At 73.7% G+C, this 18,396-nt stretch carries 17 protein-coding genes; 6 read left to right on the plus strand and 11 right to left on the minus strand.

The features are described from left to right. Nucleotides 1–87: 87 nt before the first annotated feature. Entirely contained in the window at nucleotides 88–822 is a 735-nt protein-coding gene (locus ACIBBA_RS10065) for an RraA family protein (protein WP_396695657.1), read from the minus strand. A 118-nt stretch (nucleotides 823–940) separates the two neighbouring features. Between ACIBBA_RS10065 and ACIBBA_RS10070 the strand changes: the two genes are divergently transcribed. The 4 genes from ACIBBA_RS10070 (at nucleotide 941) to ACIBBA_RS10085 (ending at nucleotide 5,204) form a co-directional block, all read left to right on the plus strand. Further along, nucleotides 941–1,837 carry an SPFH domain-containing protein gene (locus ACIBBA_RS10070; RefSeq protein WP_396695659.1) on the plus strand — a complete coding sequence of 299 codons (897 nt, stop codon included), beginning with the start codon at nucleotides 941–943 and terminating at the stop codon, nucleotides 1,835–1,837. 106 nt (nucleotides 1,838–1,943) lie between these two features. Continuing rightward, a complete protein-coding gene (locus ACIBBA_RS10075; RefSeq protein ID WP_396695661.1) occupies nucleotides 1,944–2,939 on the plus strand; it encodes a hypothetical protein in 996 nt (331 codons plus the stop codon). 225 nt (nucleotides 2,940–3,164) lie between these two features. Further along, nucleotides 3,165–4,400 (plus strand): MFS transporter, encoded by a 1,236-nt coding sequence (locus ACIBBA_RS10080; protein WP_396695663.1) that lies wholly within the window; start codon nucleotides 3,165–3,167, stop codon nucleotides 4,398–4,400. Nucleotides 4,401–4,409: 9 nt separating this feature from the next. Continuing rightward, a complete protein-coding gene (locus ACIBBA_RS10085) occupies nucleotides 4,410–5,204 on the plus strand; it encodes a maleylpyruvate isomerase family mycothiol-dependent enzyme (protein WP_396695665.1) in 795 nt (264 codons plus the stop codon). A gap of 15 nt (nucleotides 5,205–5,219) precedes the next feature. Here ACIBBA_RS10085 and ACIBBA_RS10090 read toward each other — a convergent pair whose 3' ends face one another. The 4 genes from ACIBBA_RS10090 to ACIBBA_RS10105 form a co-directional block, all read right to left on the minus strand. Next, nucleotides 5,220–5,609: a VOC family protein gene (locus tag ACIBBA_RS10090; RefSeq protein WP_396695667.1), complete on the minus strand. Its 390-nt coding sequence runs from the start codon at nucleotides 5,607–5,609 to the stop codon at nucleotides 5,220–5,222. Then, the gene (locus ACIBBA_RS10095; RefSeq protein ID WP_396695669.1) at nucleotides 5,606–6,355 is read right to left on the minus strand and encodes a DUF4287 domain-containing protein; all 750 of its coding nucleotides are present in this window, start codon (nucleotides 6,353–6,355) and stop codon (nucleotides 5,606–5,608) included. The genes ACIBBA_RS10090 and ACIBBA_RS10095 overlap by 4 nt, the downstream gene beginning before the upstream one ends. 210 nt (nucleotides 6,356–6,565) lie before the next feature. Further along, the gene (locus ACIBBA_RS10100; RefSeq protein WP_396695671.1) at nucleotides 6,566–6,985 is read right to left on the minus strand and encodes a YchJ family protein; all 420 of its coding nucleotides are present in this window, start codon (nucleotides 6,983–6,985) and stop codon (nucleotides 6,566–6,568) included. Between the two features lie 115 nt (nucleotides 6,986–7,100). Continuing rightward, nucleotides 7,101–8,456, minus strand: a complete 1,356-nt coding sequence (locus ACIBBA_RS10105) for a BTAD domain-containing putative transcriptional regulator (protein WP_396695673.1) — start codon at nucleotides 8,454–8,456, stop codon at nucleotides 7,101–7,103. 217 nt (nucleotides 8,457–8,673) lie between these two features. On the opposite strand from ACIBBA_RS10105, the gene ACIBBA_RS10110 reads away from it, so the two are divergent. After that, a complete protein-coding gene (locus ACIBBA_RS10110; protein ID WP_396695675.1) occupies nucleotides 8,674–9,207 on the plus strand; it encodes a hypothetical protein in 534 nt (177 codons plus the stop codon). A gap of 28 nt (nucleotides 9,208–9,235) precedes the next feature. Here ACIBBA_RS10110 and ACIBBA_RS10115 read toward each other — a convergent pair whose 3' ends face one another. Further along, entirely contained in the window at nucleotides 9,236–10,003 is a 768-nt protein-coding gene (locus tag ACIBBA_RS10115) for an SGNH/GDSL hydrolase family protein (protein ID WP_396695943.1), read from the minus strand. Nucleotides 10,004–10,093: 90 nt separating this feature from the next. On the opposite strand from ACIBBA_RS10115, the gene ACIBBA_RS10120 reads away from it, so the two are divergent. Further along, nucleotides 10,094–10,804 carry an MBL fold metallo-hydrolase gene (locus tag ACIBBA_RS10120; RefSeq protein ID WP_396695677.1) on the plus strand — a complete coding sequence of 237 codons (711 nt, stop codon included), beginning with the start codon at nucleotides 10,094–10,096 and terminating at the stop codon, nucleotides 10,802–10,804. Nucleotides 10,805–10,819: 15 nt separating this feature from the next. Here the strand turns inward: ACIBBA_RS10120 and ACIBBA_RS10125 are convergent, their stop codons facing one another. The 5 genes from ACIBBA_RS10125 to ACIBBA_RS10145 form a co-directional block, all read right to left on the minus strand. Further along, a complete protein-coding gene (locus ACIBBA_RS10125; protein WP_396695679.1) occupies nucleotides 10,820–11,929 on the minus strand; it encodes a magnesium and cobalt transport protein CorA in 1,110 nt (369 codons plus the stop codon). Nucleotides 11,930–12,015: 86 nt separating this feature from the next. Continuing rightward, on the minus strand, nucleotides 12,016–12,648 hold the full coding sequence (locus ACIBBA_RS10130) for a class F sortase (RefSeq protein WP_396695681.1): 633 nt from the start codon (nucleotides 12,646–12,648) through the stop codon (nucleotides 12,016–12,018). A 90-nt stretch (nucleotides 12,649–12,738) separates the two neighbouring features. Further along, on the minus strand, nucleotides 12,739–13,224 hold the full coding sequence (locus tag ACIBBA_RS10135; RefSeq protein WP_350874871.1) for a hypothetical protein: 486 nt from the start codon (nucleotides 13,222–13,224) through the stop codon (nucleotides 12,739–12,741). A 296-nt stretch (nucleotides 13,225–13,520) separates the two neighbouring features. Further along, nucleotides 13,521–14,354: an ArsR/SmtB family transcription factor gene (locus ACIBBA_RS10140; RefSeq protein ID WP_396695683.1), complete on the minus strand. Its 834-nt coding sequence runs from the start codon at nucleotides 14,352–14,354 to the stop codon at nucleotides 13,521–13,523. Nucleotides 14,355–14,488: 134 nt separating this feature from the next. After that, nucleotides 14,489–18,235 carry a S8 family serine peptidase gene (locus ACIBBA_RS10145; RefSeq protein WP_396695685.1) on the minus strand — a complete coding sequence of 1,249 codons (3,747 nt, stop codon included), beginning with the start codon at nucleotides 18,233–18,235 and terminating at the stop codon, nucleotides 14,489–14,491. Nucleotides 18,236–18,396 lie beyond the last annotated feature (161 nt).

Consider the following 18,396-nt stretch of genomic DNA (forward strand, 5'->3'; position numbering starts at 1 on the left):
GACGGCAGGGTGAAAAGTAGCTCCAGGGGCCGCGCGTGAGATGGAGGATATTGCCAATACTCGCCGGCGCGCTAGATGCCGGCCGGGTCACTCCTCGATCGCGCCGCCGACGCGCCGCAGATGGCGGCGGAAGGTGTACGCCGGATCCGCCGCCCGCCGGAGCAGGTAGTCGTCGAAGGCCGTCTGCCGACGCAGCGTCTCGCCGGAGCGGATGCGGTCGGCCTGCTCCCGCTCGACCTGGCGGATGCCGACCGCGACCGTCAGCACCTCCTCGACCCGGCCGGCGGGCACGAAGAGCACCCCGTCGTCGTCGCCGAACACCACGTCGTCGCGGCCCACCAGATGCCCACCCACCCGGGCGGTGGTCAACGCCTCCGGTTCCCGGTCGTCCACCCGCACCGGCCCGAGTGGACACCTGCCGTAGCTGAACACCGGCACGCCGATCTCGGCCAACTCCGCGCTGTCCCGGTGCAGCCCCCACACCACCAACCCGGCCACCCCGGCCGCGGCGGCCTCCAGCACCGCCAGGTCGCCCACGCAGGCCTCGTCCGAGCGACCGCCGTTGTCGACCACCAGCACGTCGCCCGGCGTGGCGTGGCCGAACGCCTCCAGGAACACGTCCACGCTTCCGTAGTGCCGCGCCGGCAGCACCCGCCCGGCGATCCGCTGACCCGGCACCACCGAGCCCACGCCGGGCGGCGCGACGCGCAACGGCACCCCCAGGCGTACGCAGGCGTCCGCCACCAGCGGGGTGGTCAGATCGGCGAAGCGCTCCAGCATGACGTCCTCCAGACCTCGACGCTCGAACGAGCGGGCCGCCATCGTAGGGACGCCGGGCGTGCGGACGGCCAGATCCAATCGCGCCGACCTGGACTGCCGGCCGGACAACCGGGTATGCCCGGCCCCGGGAATACGGGGTCGTCGGGGATCGGGGGGTGCCATGGGAGCCGTGGTGATCGGCGTGGTCGTCGTGCTCGCCGTCGTGGTGCTCGTGCTGGCGCTCAGCGTCCGGATGGTCCAGCAATACCAGCGCGGCATCGTCTTCCGGTTCGGCCGGGTGCTGGAGCACGTCCGTCAGCCGGGCCTGCAGCTCATCGTCCCGATCGCCGACCGGTTGGTCCGGGTCAGCATGCAGACCACGGTGATCGGGGTGCCCGCGCAGGGCGCCATCACCCGGGACAACGTGACGCTCACCGTCGACGCCGTCGTCTACTACCGGGTGGTCGACCCGGTCAAGGCACTGGTCAACGTGCACGACTACCCGTCGGCCGTGCTTCAGGTGGCACAGACCGCGCTGCGCTCGGTGATCGGCAAGGCCGACCTGGACACCCTGCTCGGCGACCGGGACCGGATCAACGCCGAGCTGAAGTCCGTCATCGACGCGCCGACGGAGAAGCCGTGGGGGTTGCTGATCGAGCGGGTCGAGGTCAAGGACGTCTCGCTGCCCGAGGGGATGAAACGGTCCATGTCCCGGCAGGCCGAGGCCGAGCGGGAGCGGCGGGCCCGGGTCATCGCCGCGGACGGTGAGTTCCAGGCGTCGCGCCGGCTCGCCGACGCGTCCCGGGCGATGGCGGCGACCCCCGGGGCGTACCAGCTGCGGCTGCTGCAGACGGTGGTGGACGTGGCGGCCGAGAAGAACAGCACCCTGGTGATGCCGTTCCCGGTGGAGCTGCTGCGCTTCTTCGACCAGTTCGCGCGGCTGCCGGACGGCGGGCCGTCCGCCGGGATGGGCGCCGGGCCTGGCGGCGGGCAGTCCGCCGGGCCGGACCTCGGGCCACTCACCGAGGGTGTGGCGAGCGCCGCGGAGACCGACGGGCCGCGGCCGGCCGCGGCGTAGGCGGGGCCTTCTATCGGGGCGCGACCGTCGGCGTCGCGTTTGAATTCCGGTGCGCGCCGGGTAGGTCGGGACCGAAGATCCCGCTGCCCCGTGTGGAGGACCCCGAATGAGTGACAACGTCAGCGACGCGGTGGGCGACGCCCTCCGCTCGGTGATGCTCTTCCTGCCCAAGGCCGTCGCGTTCGTGGCGATCCTGGTGGTCGGATGGCTGATCGCCAAGGCCGCGCTGAAGCTGGTCGACAAGATCCTGGAGCGGGTGGGCTTCGACCGCGCCGTCGAGCGTGGCGGGATCCGCCGGGCGCTGAGCCGCTCCCGGTACGACGCCAGCGACATCGTCGCCAAACTCGTCTACTACGGGTTGCTGCTGGTCACCCTCCAGCTGGCGTTCGGCATCTGGGGGCCGAACCCGGTCTCGGACCTGATCGCCGGAGTCATCGCCTGGCTGCCCCGCGCCTTCGTCGCGATCGTCATCGTGGTGGTCGCCGCCGCGATCGCCAACGCCGTGCGGGACATCATCGCCGGCGCGCTCGGCGGCCTCTCGTACGGCCGGGTGCTGGCCACCATCGCGTACGTCTTTCTTTTCGGCCTGGGCGTCATCGCCGCGCTCAACCAGATCGGCGTGGCCACCTCGGTGACCACTCCGGTGCTGATCGCCGTGCTGGCCACCGTCGGCGGGATCCTGGTGGTCGGCGTCGGCGGCGGCCTGGTCCGCCCGATGCAGCGCCGGTGGGAGTCCTGGCTGACCCGGGCCGAGCAGGAGTCGCAGCTGATCGCGACGCACGCCCGCGCCTACCAGGCCAGCCGCCGCGACCGGGAGACCCCGCTCGCCCAGCCGGCCGCCGCGGACCCGGACGTCACCCAGGTGGTCGCCCAGGGCTCCGACCCGGAGAGCACCCAGGTGGTCACCCGGCCCGCCGAGGCGGACGCCACGCAGGTGGTTCCTCGGCCCGCCGACGCGGACGCCACCCAGGTGGTCACCCGGCCCGCCGAGCCGGAGGGCTCGCAGGTGAGCACGTCGGGCCTGCCCAGCCAGCGCAGCGCCGAGGACAGCGAGGCCACGATGGTCATCCCGCCCGTCGAGCCGGGGCCGGAGCGCCGCTGACACCCGCTGACGCAGCACCGCCGCGACGGGGGTGGGACCACCGGTCCCGCCCCCGTCGCGCGTCTGTCCGGCGCGGGCCACGACAATCCCTGGCCCGCCTGGGCCGTCGGCGACTAGCATCGCCGGCATGACCTGGCGATGTTGATGCACCACTAGAGGCCGCCCCCGTGGGCCGCCGCCGACGCCGCACGTCCGGCGTCCGATTCGCTTCCACGGGAAGGCCTCATGACTCTTACTCGCACCCGCGCGCCCGAGCGCGGCGTCCGCCGCTTGGCTGCGACCCTCTACGGGTACTCGTTCCTCAGCGACCTCGTCCTGCTCTACCCGGTGTACGCGCTGCTCTTCGCCGACACCGGACTGTCGGTCTGGCAGATCTCGTCGCTCTTCGTGATCTGGTCGGCCAGCACCATCCTGCTGGAGGTGCCCTCCGGCGCCTGGGCGGACGCGGTCTCCCGGCGGTTGCTGCTCTGCCTCGCTCCGCTGGTCACCGCCGCCGGCTACGCCATTTGGGTGCTGCTGCCGTCATATCCGGCGTTCGCCGTCGGCTTCCTGCTCTGGGGCGCCGGCGGGGCGCTCAGCTCCGGCGCGCTGGAGGCGTTGGTCTTCACCGAACTCGACCACCGGGGCGCGGCCGGCCGGTACGCCCGGGTCATGGGCCGGGCGACGACCGCCGGCGTGCTCGGTGCGCTCGCCTCGATCGTGCTGGCCGGCCCGGTGCTCGCGGCCGGCGGCTATCCGGCGGTCGGCGCGGCCAGCGTGCTCGCCTGCCTGCTCGCCGCCGCCGTCGCGACCCGCTTCCCGGAACACCGCTCGCCCGGGCGGGCTGACGGGATCGACGACGACGACGGCGACGACCTCGGCTGGTGGGCGAGCCTGCGCGCCGGGGTGGCCGAGGCCCGCGCCGTTCCCCAGGTACGCGCGGCCGTGCTGCTGGTCGCGGCGGTGACCGCGGTCTGGGGCGCTCTCGACGAGTACGCCCCGCTGCTGGCCCGGGACACCGGCGTCGCCGCGCGGACGGTGCCGTTGCTGCTCCTGGTGGTCTGGGTCGGGGTGACCGTCGGTGGGCTGCTCGCCCCGCTGGGGGAGCGGCTCACCACCCGCGGGTACGCGGCGCTGCTCGGCCTTGCCGCGGTGACCCTGGCCGGCGGCGCGCTGGCCGACCACCCGGCCGGGTTCGCGCTGATCGGCGTGGCGTTCTGCGCCTTCCAGCTCGCCACCGTGCTCGCCGACGCCCGGTTGCAGGCGCGGATCGTCGGACCGAGCCGGGCCACCGTCACGTCGCTGGCGGGGATGGCCACCGACGTCACCCTCATCGCCGTGTACGCCGGCTACGCCATCGTCGCGACGGCCGCCGGCAACGCGGTGGCCTTCGCGGTGGCTGCGATGCCGTACCTGCTGGTGGCCCTGGGGCGGCTGGCCACCCGCGCTCGGCGCGCCGGCGATGTCGGGGGAACTGGCTAGGGTGGCCGGATGACCGGGATGACCTTCGCCCAGTGGTGCGACGAGATCGCCACCCAGGCCGAGCTGATGGCCGCGCACCTCGCCGGGGCCGATCTGTGCGCGCCGGTGCCGTCCTGCCCCGGCTGGACGCTCGGCCAGTTGGTGCGGCACGTCGGCGCCGGGCACCGCTGGGCCGAGGAGACGGTCCGCACCCGGGCGAGCGCCCCGCTGCCCGACACCGCGCTGCGCGATCTCAGTGGGCAGGAGGATGGGGATCCGGCGGTGCTCGGGCCGTGGCTCGCCGAGGGCGGCGTGCGGCTGGCCGACACGCTGCGCGCGGCCGGGCCGCAGGCCCAGGTCTGGACGCCGCTCCCGGGCCGGGCCGACGCGGCCTTCTACGCCCGTCGGTTCACCCACGAGACGCTGGTGCACCGGGCCGACGCGGCCCTGGCGTCGGGGGTGCCGTTCACCGCCGGGGAGACGGTGGCGGTCGACGCGCTCGACGAGTGGATGGAGCTCGACAGCCTGCCCGTCATGCTCGATCTGAAGCCGGAGCGGCGGGCCCTGTTCGGGCCCGGGCGCACGGTGCACCTGCACGCCACCGACGTCGCGCCCGAGGTCGACGCCGAGTGGGTGGTCGACCTCACCGGCGAGGTCGGCACCTGGCGACGCGCGCACGCGAAGGCCGCGGTCGCCGTACGCGGCCCGCTCACCGAGCTGCTGCTCACCGTCTACGGCCGCCGCAGCCCGCACGACGGCACGGTGCAGGTGCTCGGCGACGGTGAGCTGCTCGACTTCTGGCTGGCGCGGGTCAGCTTCGGCTGACCCGCGCCAGCACCGTCAACCGGCCAGGTGCAGGAACGACCACTGGTGGCCGTCGAGGTCACGGAAGCCGCGCATGTAGAGCTGGCCGGTGTCCTGTCCCGGGCCGAGCGCCGTGCCGCCGGCCGCGGCGGCCCGGTCGACCAGATCGTCGACCTGCTCCCGGCTCTCGGCGGCGAGGCCGACGATCACCTCGCGGCTCGTCGAGGTGTCGGTGACCGCGACCCCGGTGTACCCGGCGAAGGACGAGGCGATGTGCAGCATCAGCTGGGTCGTCTCGTTCAGGTTCAGCATCATGCTGCTGCCGTCCGGCGCCGGCTGCTCACCGGTGAATCCGATGGACCGGAAGAACTCGGCGGCCGTGCTCAGGTCGCGTACCGGCAGGTTGATGAAGGTCGTGATGCTCATCGCGGGTCTCCGTCCGCCTCGAGAAGGTGCTTCAGCGTGGCGAGCCGGTCCCGCCAGTACGCCTTCAGCTCCGCCGCCTGCTCCGCTCCGGTCAGCTTCTCGTGCTGCACGGCCACCCTGCTCCTGGTTTCGCCGACGGCGGTGAAACCGACCACGATCCGGGTCGGCCCGCCGTCCCAGTCCGCCCGGAACGTCTTCGATGCGGTCGCCGTCCGCACCCGTACCTCGACGTCGGGCAGCCAGCGGACGCGCAACGCGTCGTCGGCGAACGCCGCGAAGAGCCGGTGCACCGGTACCGCGACGGTGCGGCTGCCGCCGGCCGTGAACCCGCCGCCGCGGCGCTGCCCGGGTGCCCGCAGCCCTCGGCTCTGCTCGTAGCCGACCGTGACGGTCTGCGCCCACCAACCCGGCACCTCGTGCTCGGTGACCAGCCACCGGGCGATCTCGGTGTGCGTACGGTCGGTGCCGTGCCACGCGTCGAGCAGGTCGAACCACTCGTCCCAGCCGCGGCCGGTGCGCTCGCGCAGCAGGGCGTCGGCGATCCGGTCGGTCTGCACCGCTGCCGCCGCGGGTGGCGGGGACTGCACGGTCGCGGGCGCCGACGCGGCGGCGGGCACGCCGGCGGTGTCCTCGGGGGTGGTGGCCCGGGTGCGGGCGAGCAGTTGCCGGCGGGCGGTGGTGTAGCTCTCGCCGGTCTTCTCCATCCGGGCACGTACCCGGGTCTTGAGTGACTTCTGGCTGGTCATCACATGCTCCCTGTCAACGGCACGGTCGCAGGGACTCACGCTCCCGTCGACCCCGCCGGAGTGGGGCATGTGGCACCGCATCCCGAGGGCTCGAAGCCCCCTTTGCCTCCGCGAGGCCGGCGGCGTGAGCACCGGGAGGGAGGTGAGGCGCAGGACTACGCCACCGTCAGCATAGCGTCCGGCCGGGCCGGGCGCAGGCCGGACGCGCGGTCAGCGCTGCTCCGCGTCCAGGTAGACCCAGCGGCCGTCGGCCCGGACGAACCGGCTCCGCTCGGTCTGGGTGCCAGGCCGCCCGCCGTCGCGGTAGTGGGCGCGGAACTCGACCGTGCCGGTGCCGTCGAAGAGGCCTCCGCGCGCGGTGTCGACGATCTCCAGGCGGGTCCACCGTCGGGCGGGGTCGAGGTCGAGCCGCGCCGGGCGGGTGCTCTCGTGCCAACTGCGGAGCAGGTATCCGGCGTCGCCGACGGCGAAGGCGCTGAATCGGGAGCGCATCAGCGCCTCGGCGGTCGGTGCGTCGGCCTCGCCCCGGTGCAGCGGAGCGCAGCACTCGTCGTAGGGCCGGCCGGTACCGCACGGGCAGGCCCGCTCGGCTCCGCCGGCCGCGCCTCGGCGGCTTCCACGCTTCGCCACCCGTCCATCCTGCCGTACCGCCCGTCGGCCGCGATCCGGCACCGGCCCGCGCCGCCTCGGCGCCCGCGTCCAGGTACGGGTCGGCCCGGATCAGAGCCGGTCGGACCCGGGCTGGTCACGCGACCCGGCAGGGCGCCTCGGCGGCGGACCGGCCGCAGGTGGCCAGGCTGCACCAGCGGCGCATGCCGGTCTCGTCGAGGAAGAGCCAGCCGCACCTGGAGTCCGGGCAGGCCCGGATGGTGACGCGGCGCGGGTCGGCCAGCAGCTCGGCGGCGCTCCAGGCGGCGGCGTGCACCGGTAGCCGGAGGCCGGCCGCCAGGTCCGACCACCACCGCCCGCGGCCGTCCGCGTCGCGACGGAACACCAGCGTCTTCGCGGCGGCCTCCGCGTACCGGGCCACCGCGTCGAACGCTCGCCGGTCGTCCGGGCCGGTCAGGCAGGCGTAGAGCTGAGCGCGCAGGTCGCGGGCCGCGTCGAGCTGCGCGGCTGCCTCGTCGGGGTCGCGCCGGGCCAGTTCGATCAGGCGACTCACCGCGGCGTCGTCGACCAGCCCCACATGGCCCGTCCACACCACCAGCGTGCGGTACGCGCGGAGCCACTCGGAGCCGGGCAGCGGCGGTTCGTGCCCCCAGCCGGCGAAGGTGTTGCAGAACTCCAGCGCCGGATGCCCGCCGACGGTCCACGGCAGGCTCTCCTCGTGGACCCGCACCTCGTACACCGGGAGGCTGGGCCGGTCGAGGCGGTGGTCGTCGCGGAGGATCCGCCGGTGCACCTCGCGCAGGCGCATCCCGGGTTCCACGCCGAGCCCCTCGACCAGCTCCTGCCGGGTCGTCCGGTAGAGCGCCAGCGCGTCCGCCTGCCGCCCGCCCCGGTACAGCGCGGTCATCAGCGTCCCGACCAACTGCTCGCGGGTGGGATGTTCAGCGACCAGCGGGGTCAGCTCGTTGATCACCTGGCTGTGCCGACCGAGCGCCAGCTGCGCCTCGGCCCGCAGTTCGAGGCTGGCCAGCCGCAGCTCCTCGATCGGGCCGTCGAGCCGTTCCCGCAGCTCCCCGTCGGCGGCGTCGGCGAGCAGGGGGCCCCGCCAGAGGGCCAGCGCCCGGTCGAGCAGGCGCACCCGCTCCGCCGGGTCGGCGGTGCCGCTCGCCTGGTTCGCGAGCCGGCCGAACTCGTCGACGTCGACGTGGTGCTCGCCCCGCTCCACCAGGTAGCCGTCGCCGCTGGTGCGGATCCGCGCCCCGTACGGCGCCAGCGAGGCGCGGAGCCGGCCGATGTAGGTGTGCACCGCGCCGCGCGCCGAGGCGGGCGGGTGGCCGTTCCAGAGCAGGTCGATGAGGCGATCGGTGCTGACCAGGTGACCCATGTCGAGCAGCAGGACGGCGAGGACGCTGCGCTCCTGCCGCCGGCTGCCCAACTGGACCCGGTGGCCGTCCTGGCACGCCTCGAACGGGCCGAGTAGTCGGAACTCCATGTCAGCTCTGACCGTCCGGCATCCGCCGAAGGTTGTCAAACCGTCCCGGATGGTCGGTGCGCGCGTCGGGCCCGGTCAGCCGGTGGTGAGACCGGCGCCGTGGACGCCCCGGTGCCACCGGCGGCCGGGCCCTCGGACCGCCGTAGCGTGGTGAGGCCGTGGTGAGCGGGGGTGGTGATCCTGGTGCTTCCGATCATCGGACACAGATGGAGAGACCATGCGTTGGAGAAGGATTGTCGGGACAGCCCTGGCAACGGCCCTGCTCACGGTGGCCGTGCCCACCACCGCGTTTGCCACGACGGGCGACCGGGGAGCCGGGCCCGGCGCCTGGGAGCCCGCCCCGCAGGAGCCCTTCGAGCAGCCCGCCGGGGCGCGGTGCGACTTCGCCGTCCGCGTCCAGCCGGTGGTGGACGAGGTGCGCAAGCTGGTGATCTCGGAGTACCCGGACGGCTCCCCGCGTCGGGAGCTGTACACGGGTGCGCTGATCAACGACGTGACCAACCTGGAGACCGGGGCGACCACCAAGGTGGACGCCAGCGGCACCGCGCTCGTCGAGTACGGCACGGACGGCTCGATGACCTGGTACGTCACCGGGCCGGTGCTGTTCGGCTTCCGGGAGAACGGCGGCACGCTGCCGCTCGGGATCTGGGTCATCGACGGGGTGTACGTCGTCGCGTTCTCCCCGACCCTGGAGAAGACGGTCACCATGGTGCACGGCACGACGCACGACGTCTGCACCGACCTGGACTGAGCCGGCCAGCCGTTGCCGGTCGGCCTGCTCAGTCCAGGTCGACCGGCAGCGGCACCGGGCGCTTCGCCACCCGGTCGTCGCCGGACGAGTGGCCGTTCAGGTGCCGGCCCAGCCAGGGGAGCAGGTGCCGGCGGGTCCACGCCAGCTCGGCGCGGATCGCCTCCGGCCGACGGCGGCGCGGCGCGGTGTCCAACGGGCGGGACCAGGAGTCGTCCGTGCCCGGCAACCCCGCGGTGTACGCCAGCGCCGCGGCGATCCGCTCGTGCCCGGCGGTGTTGGCGTGCAGCCGGTCGTCGCTCCACAGCCGTGGGTCGGAGGCGACCGCGTGAGCGCCGAGGTCCAGCAGGGTGGCCCCGGTCCGTGCGGTGACCGCGCGCAGCGCGTCGTTCAGCGCGAGCATCCGGCCGCGCAGCGGGCGGGCGATCGGCATCACCGGCACCGGGTCAGGCAGGGTGAAGGTGAGCACCGTCGCGCCCTGGTCGGCCAGCGCCTGCTGCATCGCGCCGACGTCCGCGGCGATCCGCTCGACGTCGAACGACGGGCGGAGCACGTCATTCATCCCGGCCACCACGGTCGCCAGGTCCGGGGCGAGGTCGAGGGCGGCCGGCAACTGCTCGGCCCGGATCCGGGCCGTGGTCCGCCCCCGGATCGCCAGGTTGGCGTACTCCAGCCCGCCCTGCGCCCGGGCCACGGCGAGGGCGAACCGGTCGGCCCAGCCCCGGTAGCCGCCGGCGCCGTCCGGGTCGTCCAGCCCTTCGGTGGTGCTGTCGCCGATCGCCACGTACCGCTGCCACATCACGACGGCGAGGGTAGCGGCGGGCGGCCCGGCAGCTCGCACGGCCCGGCCTCGAAGCGATCGTTGACGATGACTCGTAGGCTCGGGGTCATGTCGCGATCACCCGCCGTCGCGCTCGCCCCGGGCGTCTGGCGCATCCCCACCGCCGGCCGCGCTCTGGTCAACTCGTACGCCCTGGTCGACGACGACGGCAGCGTCACCCTGGTCGACTGCGGTCTGAAGCGCGCGCCGGCCCGGATAGTGCGCGGGCTCGCCGCGATCGGCAAGACCCCGGCCGACGTCATCCGGATCGTGCTCACCCACGCCCACCCGGACCACGCCGGTGGCGCGGCCGAGCTGTCCCGCCGCACCGGCGCCCCGGTCGTCGCGCACTCCGCCGACGCCGAGTACGCGCGGGCGGGCCAGGCGCCGCCGCGGGATCCGACGGTCAGCGGGGCGCGGCTCTTCGCCCGGCTCGACGGCGGCCGGTTCCCGGCCGTCGACGTGGCCCAACCCCTCTCCGACGGCGACGTGCTGCCGGTCGCCGGCGGCCTGCGGGTGGTGCATACTCCCGGGCACTCCCCGGGCCACGTCTCGCTGTTGCACGAGCCGACCCGGCTGCTGATCACCGGGGACGCGCTGTTCAACGTGGCCGGCATCCGCTGGTCGGTGAAGCTGCTCTGCACCGACTTCCGGATGACCCAGCGGACCGCGCACGTCCTCGGCGAGCTGGATTACGACATCGCCGCCTTCACCCACGGCCCCGAGATCACCGAGAACGCCCGCGAGCAGGTGCGCGGCTTCCTGCGGCGGCAGCGCTGACCCGTACCGGGCCGATCAGAGCCAGCCGGAGCGGCGGAAGAGCCGGTGCAGGGTGAACGCCACGAGAGCCATCAGGCCGAGCGCGAGCCAGTAGCCGTAGCGCCAGCCCAGCCCGGGCAGGTTCGGGAAGTTCATGCCGTAGATGCCGGCGATGACGGTCTGGGTGGCCGCGATGGCCGCCCACGCGGCGATCTTGCGCAGGTCGTTGTTCTGTTCCACGGCGAGCTGGGCCAGCCGGGACTGCACGATCGAGGTCAGCAGGTCGTCGTACGCGGCGACCCGGTCCACCGCCCGGGCCAGCCGCGTGTCCACGTCGACGAACCAGCGGTGCAGGCCGCGGGGCGGGTTGGCCGGGTGCTGCTCCAGCAGCGTGCGCAGCGGCGCCTGCAGCGGCAGCACCGCCCGCTTGAACTCCACCACCTCCCGCTTGAGCTGGTAGAGGTGCTGAATGTCCGCGGCGCGCTCCCGCGCGAAGACGGTCTCCTCGACCCGCTCCAGGTCGCGCTCGACGTGCCCGGCGACCTCCAGGTACAGGTCCACCATCCGTTCGCAGACCGCGTATCCCACCGCCCACGGGCCTTCGGCCAGCAGCCTGGGCCGGCGCTCGATCTCGGCGCGTACCGTGCTCAGCGCCCCGGCCGCGCCGTGCCGGACGGTGAGCACGAACCGGTCGCCGAGGAACACCATCACGTCGCCGGTGTCGATCACCTCGGAGCTGTCGGTGAGTTCGACGTGCTCGACGTAGCCGGCGGTGCGCAGCACCAGCAGGGTCACCTCGCCGTGCCGCTGCACGGTCGGTCGGTGCCCGTCGGCGAGCGCCTGCTCGACGACGAGTTCGTCGAGCCCGAAGACCCGGCCGACCGCGGCCATCACCGCCGGGCCCGGCTCGTGCAGACCGAGCCACATGAAGGAGTTGCGGCCGCGCCGGCTGCGGGCGTACGCGTCGGCGTAGTGCGGGCGACCGGGCTCGCGCCGGCCGTTGACGTAGAGCGCGCAGTCGACCACGGCGTCCGGATTGGACTGTTGCCGGTCGGTGCTGGCTTCGGCGCCCCGCCGACCGAGCAGCCGGGTGACGAGGTCGGGCAGCCGCAGGGCCGATCCTGCCCGCACCAGTCGCTGATCCACCGCTCACCTCCGCGTCGCCGGGACTGCCGGCATACCGTACGTGGCGTCGGCGGGCGGACGTGATCGCGGCGTCGGTCGGGTTGCGGTCAGCCGGTCCGGGTGGCGAAGACGACGACGTTGTCGACGTAGTTGCCGGTGCGTTCGTCGAACCGGCCGCCGCAGGTGATCAGGCGCAGCGCGGATCCGGTCGCCGGGCCGTAGACCAGGTCGGTGGGGAAGTGGTCCTTCGGGTACGAGCCGACGCCGTCCACCGTGAACGTCGCCACGCTCGCGTCGAGGCGGGTGACCCGGACGATGTGACCGGGGCGCAGCCGGCCGAGGTCGAAGAAGACGGCGGGTCCGGCCGGTGAGTCGACGTGCCCGACCAGGACGGCGTTGCCGCTCTCGCCCGGGGTGACCCCGTGGCGGTACCAGCCGGCGAGGCCGGGCCGGTCCAGGGACGGCACCTCCAGCACCCCCGCGGCGTCCGCGCCGACCGGCACGACCTCGGCCCGGACGTCGATGGCGGGGATCTGCACCAGCGTGGGTACGGCGTGGGGGAGGGGCGGCAGGTCCGGTGCGGGACGGCTGGCGGGGGGCGCGGCCGTGCTGGGTTGTGGGGGGCGGGGCGGGTCGGTGGTCAGCCCGACGGTGACCAGCCCGAGGCCGGTGACCCCGAGCAGTGCGACGACCGCGACGGCGGGCGCCGCCCGGCGTCCGTTCCCGCGACGCCACCACATCCGCCCACCTCCGTACGCCGATCGTGGGGGTGCCCGCCCCGGTGTGTCGCCGGTGCGGGCACCCGTCCCAGGGATGGTGCGAGCCGCTGGTCAGGCGACGGTGGACGCGGGGCGCCGGCGGCGCAGCAGCAGGACGGTGCCGGCCGCGGCCGCGCCGAGCAGGGTGCCGCCTGCAGCGAGCGCTCCGGTGCCGTCGGCGTGGCTGCCGGCGCCGGCCGGGGCGCCGCCGATCGGGGTGACGGTGAACGTCGCGCTGCCGGCGGCGCTGCCGTCGCCGCAGGTCGCGGTGACCGTGTAGGTGCCCAGGGTGAACCCGGCGGTGAAGAGTTCGGCGCTCAACCCGCCGCCGGCCGCGGCGGTGGTCGAGCGGACGTTCTGGTCCCGGTTCGGACCGGTGACGCGGAAGATCGCGTCACCCGACTTCGGGTTGCAGGTCGTGGCGGTGAGCACGACAGTGCCGCCGACCGGTGTGCTGGCCGGCGACACGATGGTCTCGGCCAGTGCGGCGCCCGGCAGCAGGAGCGTGCCGAGGCCCACGCCGACCGCCGCCGACACGAGCATTGTCTTCGCCTTCATACGCGTCTTCCCTCACTTTTCGTCCGCTGACAACGTGGGACGTCGTTCGGGTGGCCAACTCCGCGACTAGCACCGGTGTGCCCAACACTAGGGCGGTTGGGACCTCGATCCGGTGAAAATGAGAAATCCTCGTTGCCGTCACGTGTCACCCCGACAGGCGAAGGGAGCTGCGAATATGCCCGGCGGGCCCGGCCGGCACCGGTGCTCCGGTCGATGTCGGGTGCGGCCGGGACAGTCGCGCCTGGGTCGATGGCGAGGTATCGCCGGCACCGACGGGTATGCCGGGGGTGGAGCGCTCAGCCCGCCTGGCCGGCGGGGGTCGGCTCGGGCAGCGGCTCGCCGGTCTCCAGCAGCGTCTTCAGGCTGGCCAGCAGCTCGGGCCAGCCGCCGCTGCCGTCGAGTTGACCGCTGATCGCCCGGTACATCTCGCTGCCGGGGGAGAAGTCGGCGTGGATCACGGTCAACCGGACGGCGTCGCCGTACGGGGCGATCTCGAAGGTCACCGTGCTCCGGCGCTCGCCGAGCCGGGCGGCCAGCTCCTCGTCGGACCAGCCGAAGTGCGCGGCGTGCTCCGGCTGGAAGCCGTGCCAGCTGTAACTGAGCCGCCGGTACGGCTCGGCGACGAGCACCCGCTGGCCGAGGTCGCGGAACTCCCCGCCCGGCGCGTCCTGCCAGAGCACCGGTGAGCCGACCTGCCAGTCGGACTGCAGGGCGACGCCGCCCCAGTAGCGGCGGGTGAAGGCGGGCTCGGTCAGCGCCTCCCACAGCCGCTGCGGGGTGGTGTCGATGTAGGTGGTGTAGACGAAAGTCGGGTTCTCCACGGGCTCGCCCTCCAGTGCTGCGCGCAGGTCGGCGAGCGCTTCGGCCCGCTGACGGTCGTACCGGCTGATCCACCGGTCGGCGATGGCGGTGATTGGCGCGGCGTTGAGGAAGTGCAGCTTCTCCCGGCCGCGCCGCACGGTGGTGACCAGGTCGGCCGCCTCGAGCACCGCCAGGTGCTTGCTGACCGACTGTCGGGTCATGTCGAGCCCCGCGCAGAGGTCGCGCAGGCTCTGGCCGTTGCGGGCGTTGAGGCTGTCGAGCAACCGGCGTCGGCTGGCGTCGGCCAGCGCCCGGAAGACCTCGTCCACCCGCACCCCCTCATGCAACCGATCAGCTGCCTGTGACGATAGGCAACCGAACGGTTGCATGTCAACCGACCCGGAAACACCTGTGGCCCGGCCGGTGCGAGCCGGCCGGACCACAGGTGATCAGGGGATCAGGTTCAGCGCACCCCGAAGGCGCGGATCACGGTCTGGCTGACCGCGTTGCCCGCGCTGTCGGTGGCGCTGGCCCGCAGCGACACGTACGCCGCGCCGTTCGGCGCGCGCAGCTTCGCCGTCCAGGAACCGTCCTTCGCGCGCTCCGGCGACTGCCGCTGCCAGTGCGCGCCGTCGTCGTACGAGATCTCCAGCCGGACCGGCCCGATGCTGCCGCAGCCGGTCACTCCGGGCAGGTGCGCGGCCGCGACGGTCAGGTCGGTCCGGCCCGCCGCGGTGCCGGCGGCGTCGGTGTCGACCGCGTAGTCGAGCTGGAGCAGCGGCAGCACGCTCGACTCCACGCCGGCGGCCGGCGCCTTCGACCGGAACGTCCACTCCGTGGAGGTGCTGGTCGAGTACGGGCCGGCGATCGGGTCCTGGCTGGTCCGCACCAACAGCCGGTACGGCAGGTCACCCGCGCCCGGCGCGGTGCCGCTGATCCAGGTGCTGCTGCTCTGGCCGAGCAGCGTGTCGCCCTGGAACAGCTGGTTGACCTGGGTGGCCGCGTTCATCGCCATGCCGACGTGGTCGTCGCCGCCCCAACCGGGCACGTCCAGGTTGAGGACGTCGCCGGAGCGGGTGGGCAGCTTGAAGTTGTTGTTCAGGTGCGGCCGCTCGATCGGCTGGAAGAACTGCTCCTCGCCCCGGCTGCCGGCCCGGTAGCTCGTCCGGGTGTCGATCTGGTACGTGTCGGAGTCGATGTACGCCTCCTGGCCCCACCCGTACAGCTTGCCGGTCGAGACCCAGTCGGCGCGGACCGGCGCGAGCGGCCGGTTGCTGCTCTGCCCGATGCCCCAGTCCGAGTACGTCGGCCAGTCGAACCGGAACTCGCCGCCCCGGGTCTGCGTCGTCGGGAAGGTGAAGCCCACGTCGATGCGGGCGAGCGTCTTCGGAGTCTCGGTCCGGGTCAGCGTGCGGGGGATCTCGTTGTGGTAGGCCTGCATCAGGTCGTAGACGTAGTCGGCGACCGGCTGCGAAGCCACCTCGATCTTCGTCGCACCACGCTGGATCTGCTGGATCAGCGCCTCGCCCTCGTCCATGCTGAGCAGCGCCACCTCGATCGGGGTGGGGGTGGACCAGTCGACCGAGTAGTCACGCACCTCGCGCCAGGGGTGGTCGTTCACCACCAGCAGCAGCTTCGCACCGGCCGCGGTCGCGGCAGCGGCCTGCTCGGAGTCGCTGACCTCCCAGTTGTGCCGGACCACGACCGCCCTGCCACGGGCGTCCAGCTCGGCGTAGTCGCTCGCCGCGCCGTTGCCGGCGTAGACAGCGGGCAGCGTCCACCGGCCCTTCGGCAGCTGGGTGGTGCCCTGCTGGCGGACCACGTCGTCGAAGTCGACCTTCGCGGTGCCGACGGTGAGCACCGGCTGTTCCTTACGCCAGCGGGCGTTGAGGTAGAAGTCGCCGTGCTCGACGTCGTGGCTGGTCGGCTGGGCCCAGAAGCTGTCGTAGAAGACGCCACCCTCGATGAAGGAGCGCCACCGGCCCTCGCCCTGCGACCGGTAGTAGTCCAGCCGGGAGTACGTGTCGGCGGTCCGCTGCGGCGCCAGCGACTGGACCCGGCGCGCCGCCGCGCCGTCCAGCCGGACCGTGGTGTCCGCGCGCAGGTCGATGTCCGGGTTGCCGAGCAACGCCAGGCCGTTCGAGTTCGGCCCGTGGCTGCCGGCGACGTTGAGGAAGCTCATCGCCGAGTAGACGCCCTCGGGCAGGTACAGCTGCGCCAGGCCGTCCGGGTCGGTCTCGACGAAGTCCGGCCCGTAGCTGCCCGGCCGACCCAGCTCGATCATTCCGGCGGCCGGTTTGCCGGCCCGGTCGGTCATCTTCAGCGTGAGCCGGTGGTACGGGGTGAAGGTGCCGATGCCGATCGCGGTGCGGGTCAGCACGGCCTGGTCCGCACCGGTGGCGACGACCTGCCCGGTGTACCGGCTGCCGGCGGTGGCCCGTGAGGGGTCCGTGGTCAGGGTGACCGTGGCGGCGCCGTGCGCGGGCACGGTCACCCGCTTCGCGGACAGGGTGAACAGGCCGGTCGGGGCGGTCGTGGCGTCAACCGCCAGGTCCAGGGTGATCGGCTGGCCGGTGGTGTTGGTGTACGTCACCGGCTTGCCGCCGGGCGTGGTCGCGGTCTCGCGGCGCACGCTGGTGTGGACGGTGCCGGTCGCCACGATCGGGGCCCGTACCGCCGCGGCGGCGTCGACCCGGCCGGTGCCGGCCTGGTACGCGTCGTACTGCGGGGTGGCCTTGACCGTGCTGACCAGGGCGTCCTTGAGTTGCTGGCCGGTCCAGTCCGGGTGCTTCACCGCGAGCAGGGCGGCGGCGCCGGCCACATGCGGCGCGGCCATCGAGGTGCCGTCCATGCTCTGGTAGGCGCCCTCGCCGGACGCGTACCGCGACCGGGCCGCGAGCACCCCCACGCCGGGCGCGGTCAGCTCCGGCTTGATGGCCTCGTCGCTGATCCGTGGCCCCTGGCTGGAGAAGGAGGCGAGCTGGTCGTCGCCGTCGACCGCGCCGACGGTCAACGCCGCGTCCGCCGCACCCGGGGCGGCGACGGTGCCCGGGGCGCCGGCGTTGCCTGCGGAGACGACGAACAGCGCGCCGGTCTCGGCGCTGAGCGAGTTGACCGACTGGCTGATCGGGTCGGTCCCGTCGCTCGGCTGGTTCGAACCCAGGCTCATGTTGATGACCGTGGCGTCGGCCTCCCGGGCCGCCCACTCCATGCCGGCGAGGATCCAGGAGTCCATCCCGGAACCCTGGTCGCTGAGCACCTTGCCGATGGCGAGTCGGGCGTCCGGGGCGACGCCCCGCTCGCGCCCGCCGGAGGCGGCGCCGGTGCCGGCGATGGTGGAGGCGACGTGGGTGCCGTGCCCGACCCGGTCGGTGATCTCCTCGCCGGGTACGAACACGGCCGACTCGGCGATCCGGTCGGTCAGGTCCGGGTGGGTGGCGTCGATGCCGGTGTCCAGCACGGCCACCCGTACGCCCGCGCCGGTGTCGCCACCGGCCCACACCTGCGGTGCGCCGATCTGCGCGGTGGTGTCGGCGAGGTCGGCCCGGACCCGCCCGTCCAACCAGATCTTGGCGATCCCGCCGCCGAAGCGTCCCGCCGCGTCGGCGCTCGTGGTGCCGGCGGCTGACTTCGCGGCGGGCGACGCGGCGGTGATCGCCGCCCAGAAGTCGGCGGCCCGGTCGCGGTCCTCGGTCAGCGCCGCGCCGTTGATGCTGCTCAGCGTGCGGGTGCGCGTCGCGCCGGTGGGCGCGGTCCTGGCGCGCAGGCCGGCCGCCGCGTCGGTGTACGACACGATCAGCGGCAGGTGGTCCACCGACGCGTCGTCGTACCCGTCGGCGATCAGGCGGGTCACGTTGAACAGCCGCCTGTCCACCGTGTCGGCGGCCAGGTAGGGCAGCACGGACTGCGGGTAGACGTACAGCTCGCTGCCGGACTCCACCACCCGCACCTGCGCCGGGGCGCCACCCGGGCGTCGTACCTCGACGGTGCCGCCGTTCGCGGTCTGGCGGGTGGTGACCACGTCGCCGGTGATCAGGGTGACCGAATGGGTACCGGGCGGGGTGGGCAGGCCGGTCGGTGTCCCGGTGGTCGAGCCCGGGGTGGCGGTCGGCCCAGGCTCGGCGGCCACGGCTGGTGAGCCGCCGACCGCCGCCAGGACCGCGGAGACCGTGGCGGCTAGCCAGGCTCCACGGGTACGCGAGAGGTTCAAGTGATGCCGTCCCTTGTCTCGTCTGCTCGCCAGCCGCCGGCGACGGTGCCGGCAGCGTCCTCGGACGCCGGCCCGGAAGGTGGGACCGTGGGCCAACATGTGTCCGTCGGAGGACCAGACGAGACGCTACGCCTGGAAGATCATTCCGAATAGGAAAACCT

The sequence above is a fragment of the Micromonospora sp. NPDC051006 genome, from assembly GCF_044456245.1.
GTDB lineage: Bacteria > Actinomycetota > Actinomycetes > Mycobacteriales > Micromonosporaceae > Micromonospora.

Bases quoted from the DNA above. Each gene is read 5' to 3' on its own strand.
- ACIBBA_RS10065 (WP_396695657.1), bottom strand. From the start codon at position 822: ATGGCGGCCCGCTCGTTCGAGCGTCGAGGTCTGGAGGACGTCATGCTG.
- ACIBBA_RS10070 (WP_396695659.1), top strand. From the start codon at position 941: ATGGGAGCCGTGGTGATCGGCGTGGTCGTCGTGCTCGCCGTCGTGGTG.
- ACIBBA_RS10075 (WP_396695661.1), top strand. From the start codon at position 1,944: ATGAGTGACAACGTCAGCGACGCGGTGGGCGACGCCCTCCGCTCGGTG.
- ACIBBA_RS10080 (WP_396695663.1), top strand. From the start codon at position 3,165: ATGACTCTTACTCGCACCCGCGCGCCCGAGCGCGGCGTCCGCCGCTTG.
- ACIBBA_RS10085 (WP_396695665.1), top strand. From the start codon at position 4,410: ATGACCGGGATGACCTTCGCCCAGTGGTGCGACGAGATCGCCACCCAG.
- ACIBBA_RS10090 (WP_396695667.1), bottom strand. From the start codon at position 5,609: ATGAGCATCACGACCTTCATCAACCTGCCGGTACGCGACCTGAGCACG.
- ACIBBA_RS10095 (WP_396695669.1), bottom strand. From the start codon at position 6,355: ATGACCAGCCAGAAGTCACTCAAGACCCGGGTACGTGCCCGGATGGAG.
- ACIBBA_RS10105 (WP_396695673.1), bottom strand. From the start codon at position 8,456: ATGGAGTTCCGACTACTCGGCCCGTTCGAGGCGTGCCAGGACGGCCAC.
- ACIBBA_RS10110 (WP_396695675.1), top strand. From the start codon at position 8,674: ATGCGTTGGAGAAGGATTGTCGGGACAGCCCTGGCAACGGCCCTGCTC.
- ACIBBA_RS10115 (WP_396695943.1), bottom strand. From the start codon at position 10,003: ATGTGGCAGCGGTACGTGGCGATCGGCGACAGCACCACCGAAGGGCTG.
- ACIBBA_RS10120 (WP_396695677.1), top strand. From the start codon at position 10,094: ATGTCGCGATCACCCGCCGTCGCGCTCGCCCCGGGCGTCTGGCGCATC.
- ACIBBA_RS10130 (WP_396695681.1), bottom strand. From the start codon at position 12,648: ATGTGGTGGCGTCGCGGGAACGGACGCCGGGCGGCGCCCGCCGTCGCG.
- ACIBBA_RS10135 (WP_350874871.1), bottom strand. From the start codon at position 13,224: ATGAAGGCGAAGACAATGCTCGTGTCGGCGGCGGTCGGCGTGGGCCTC.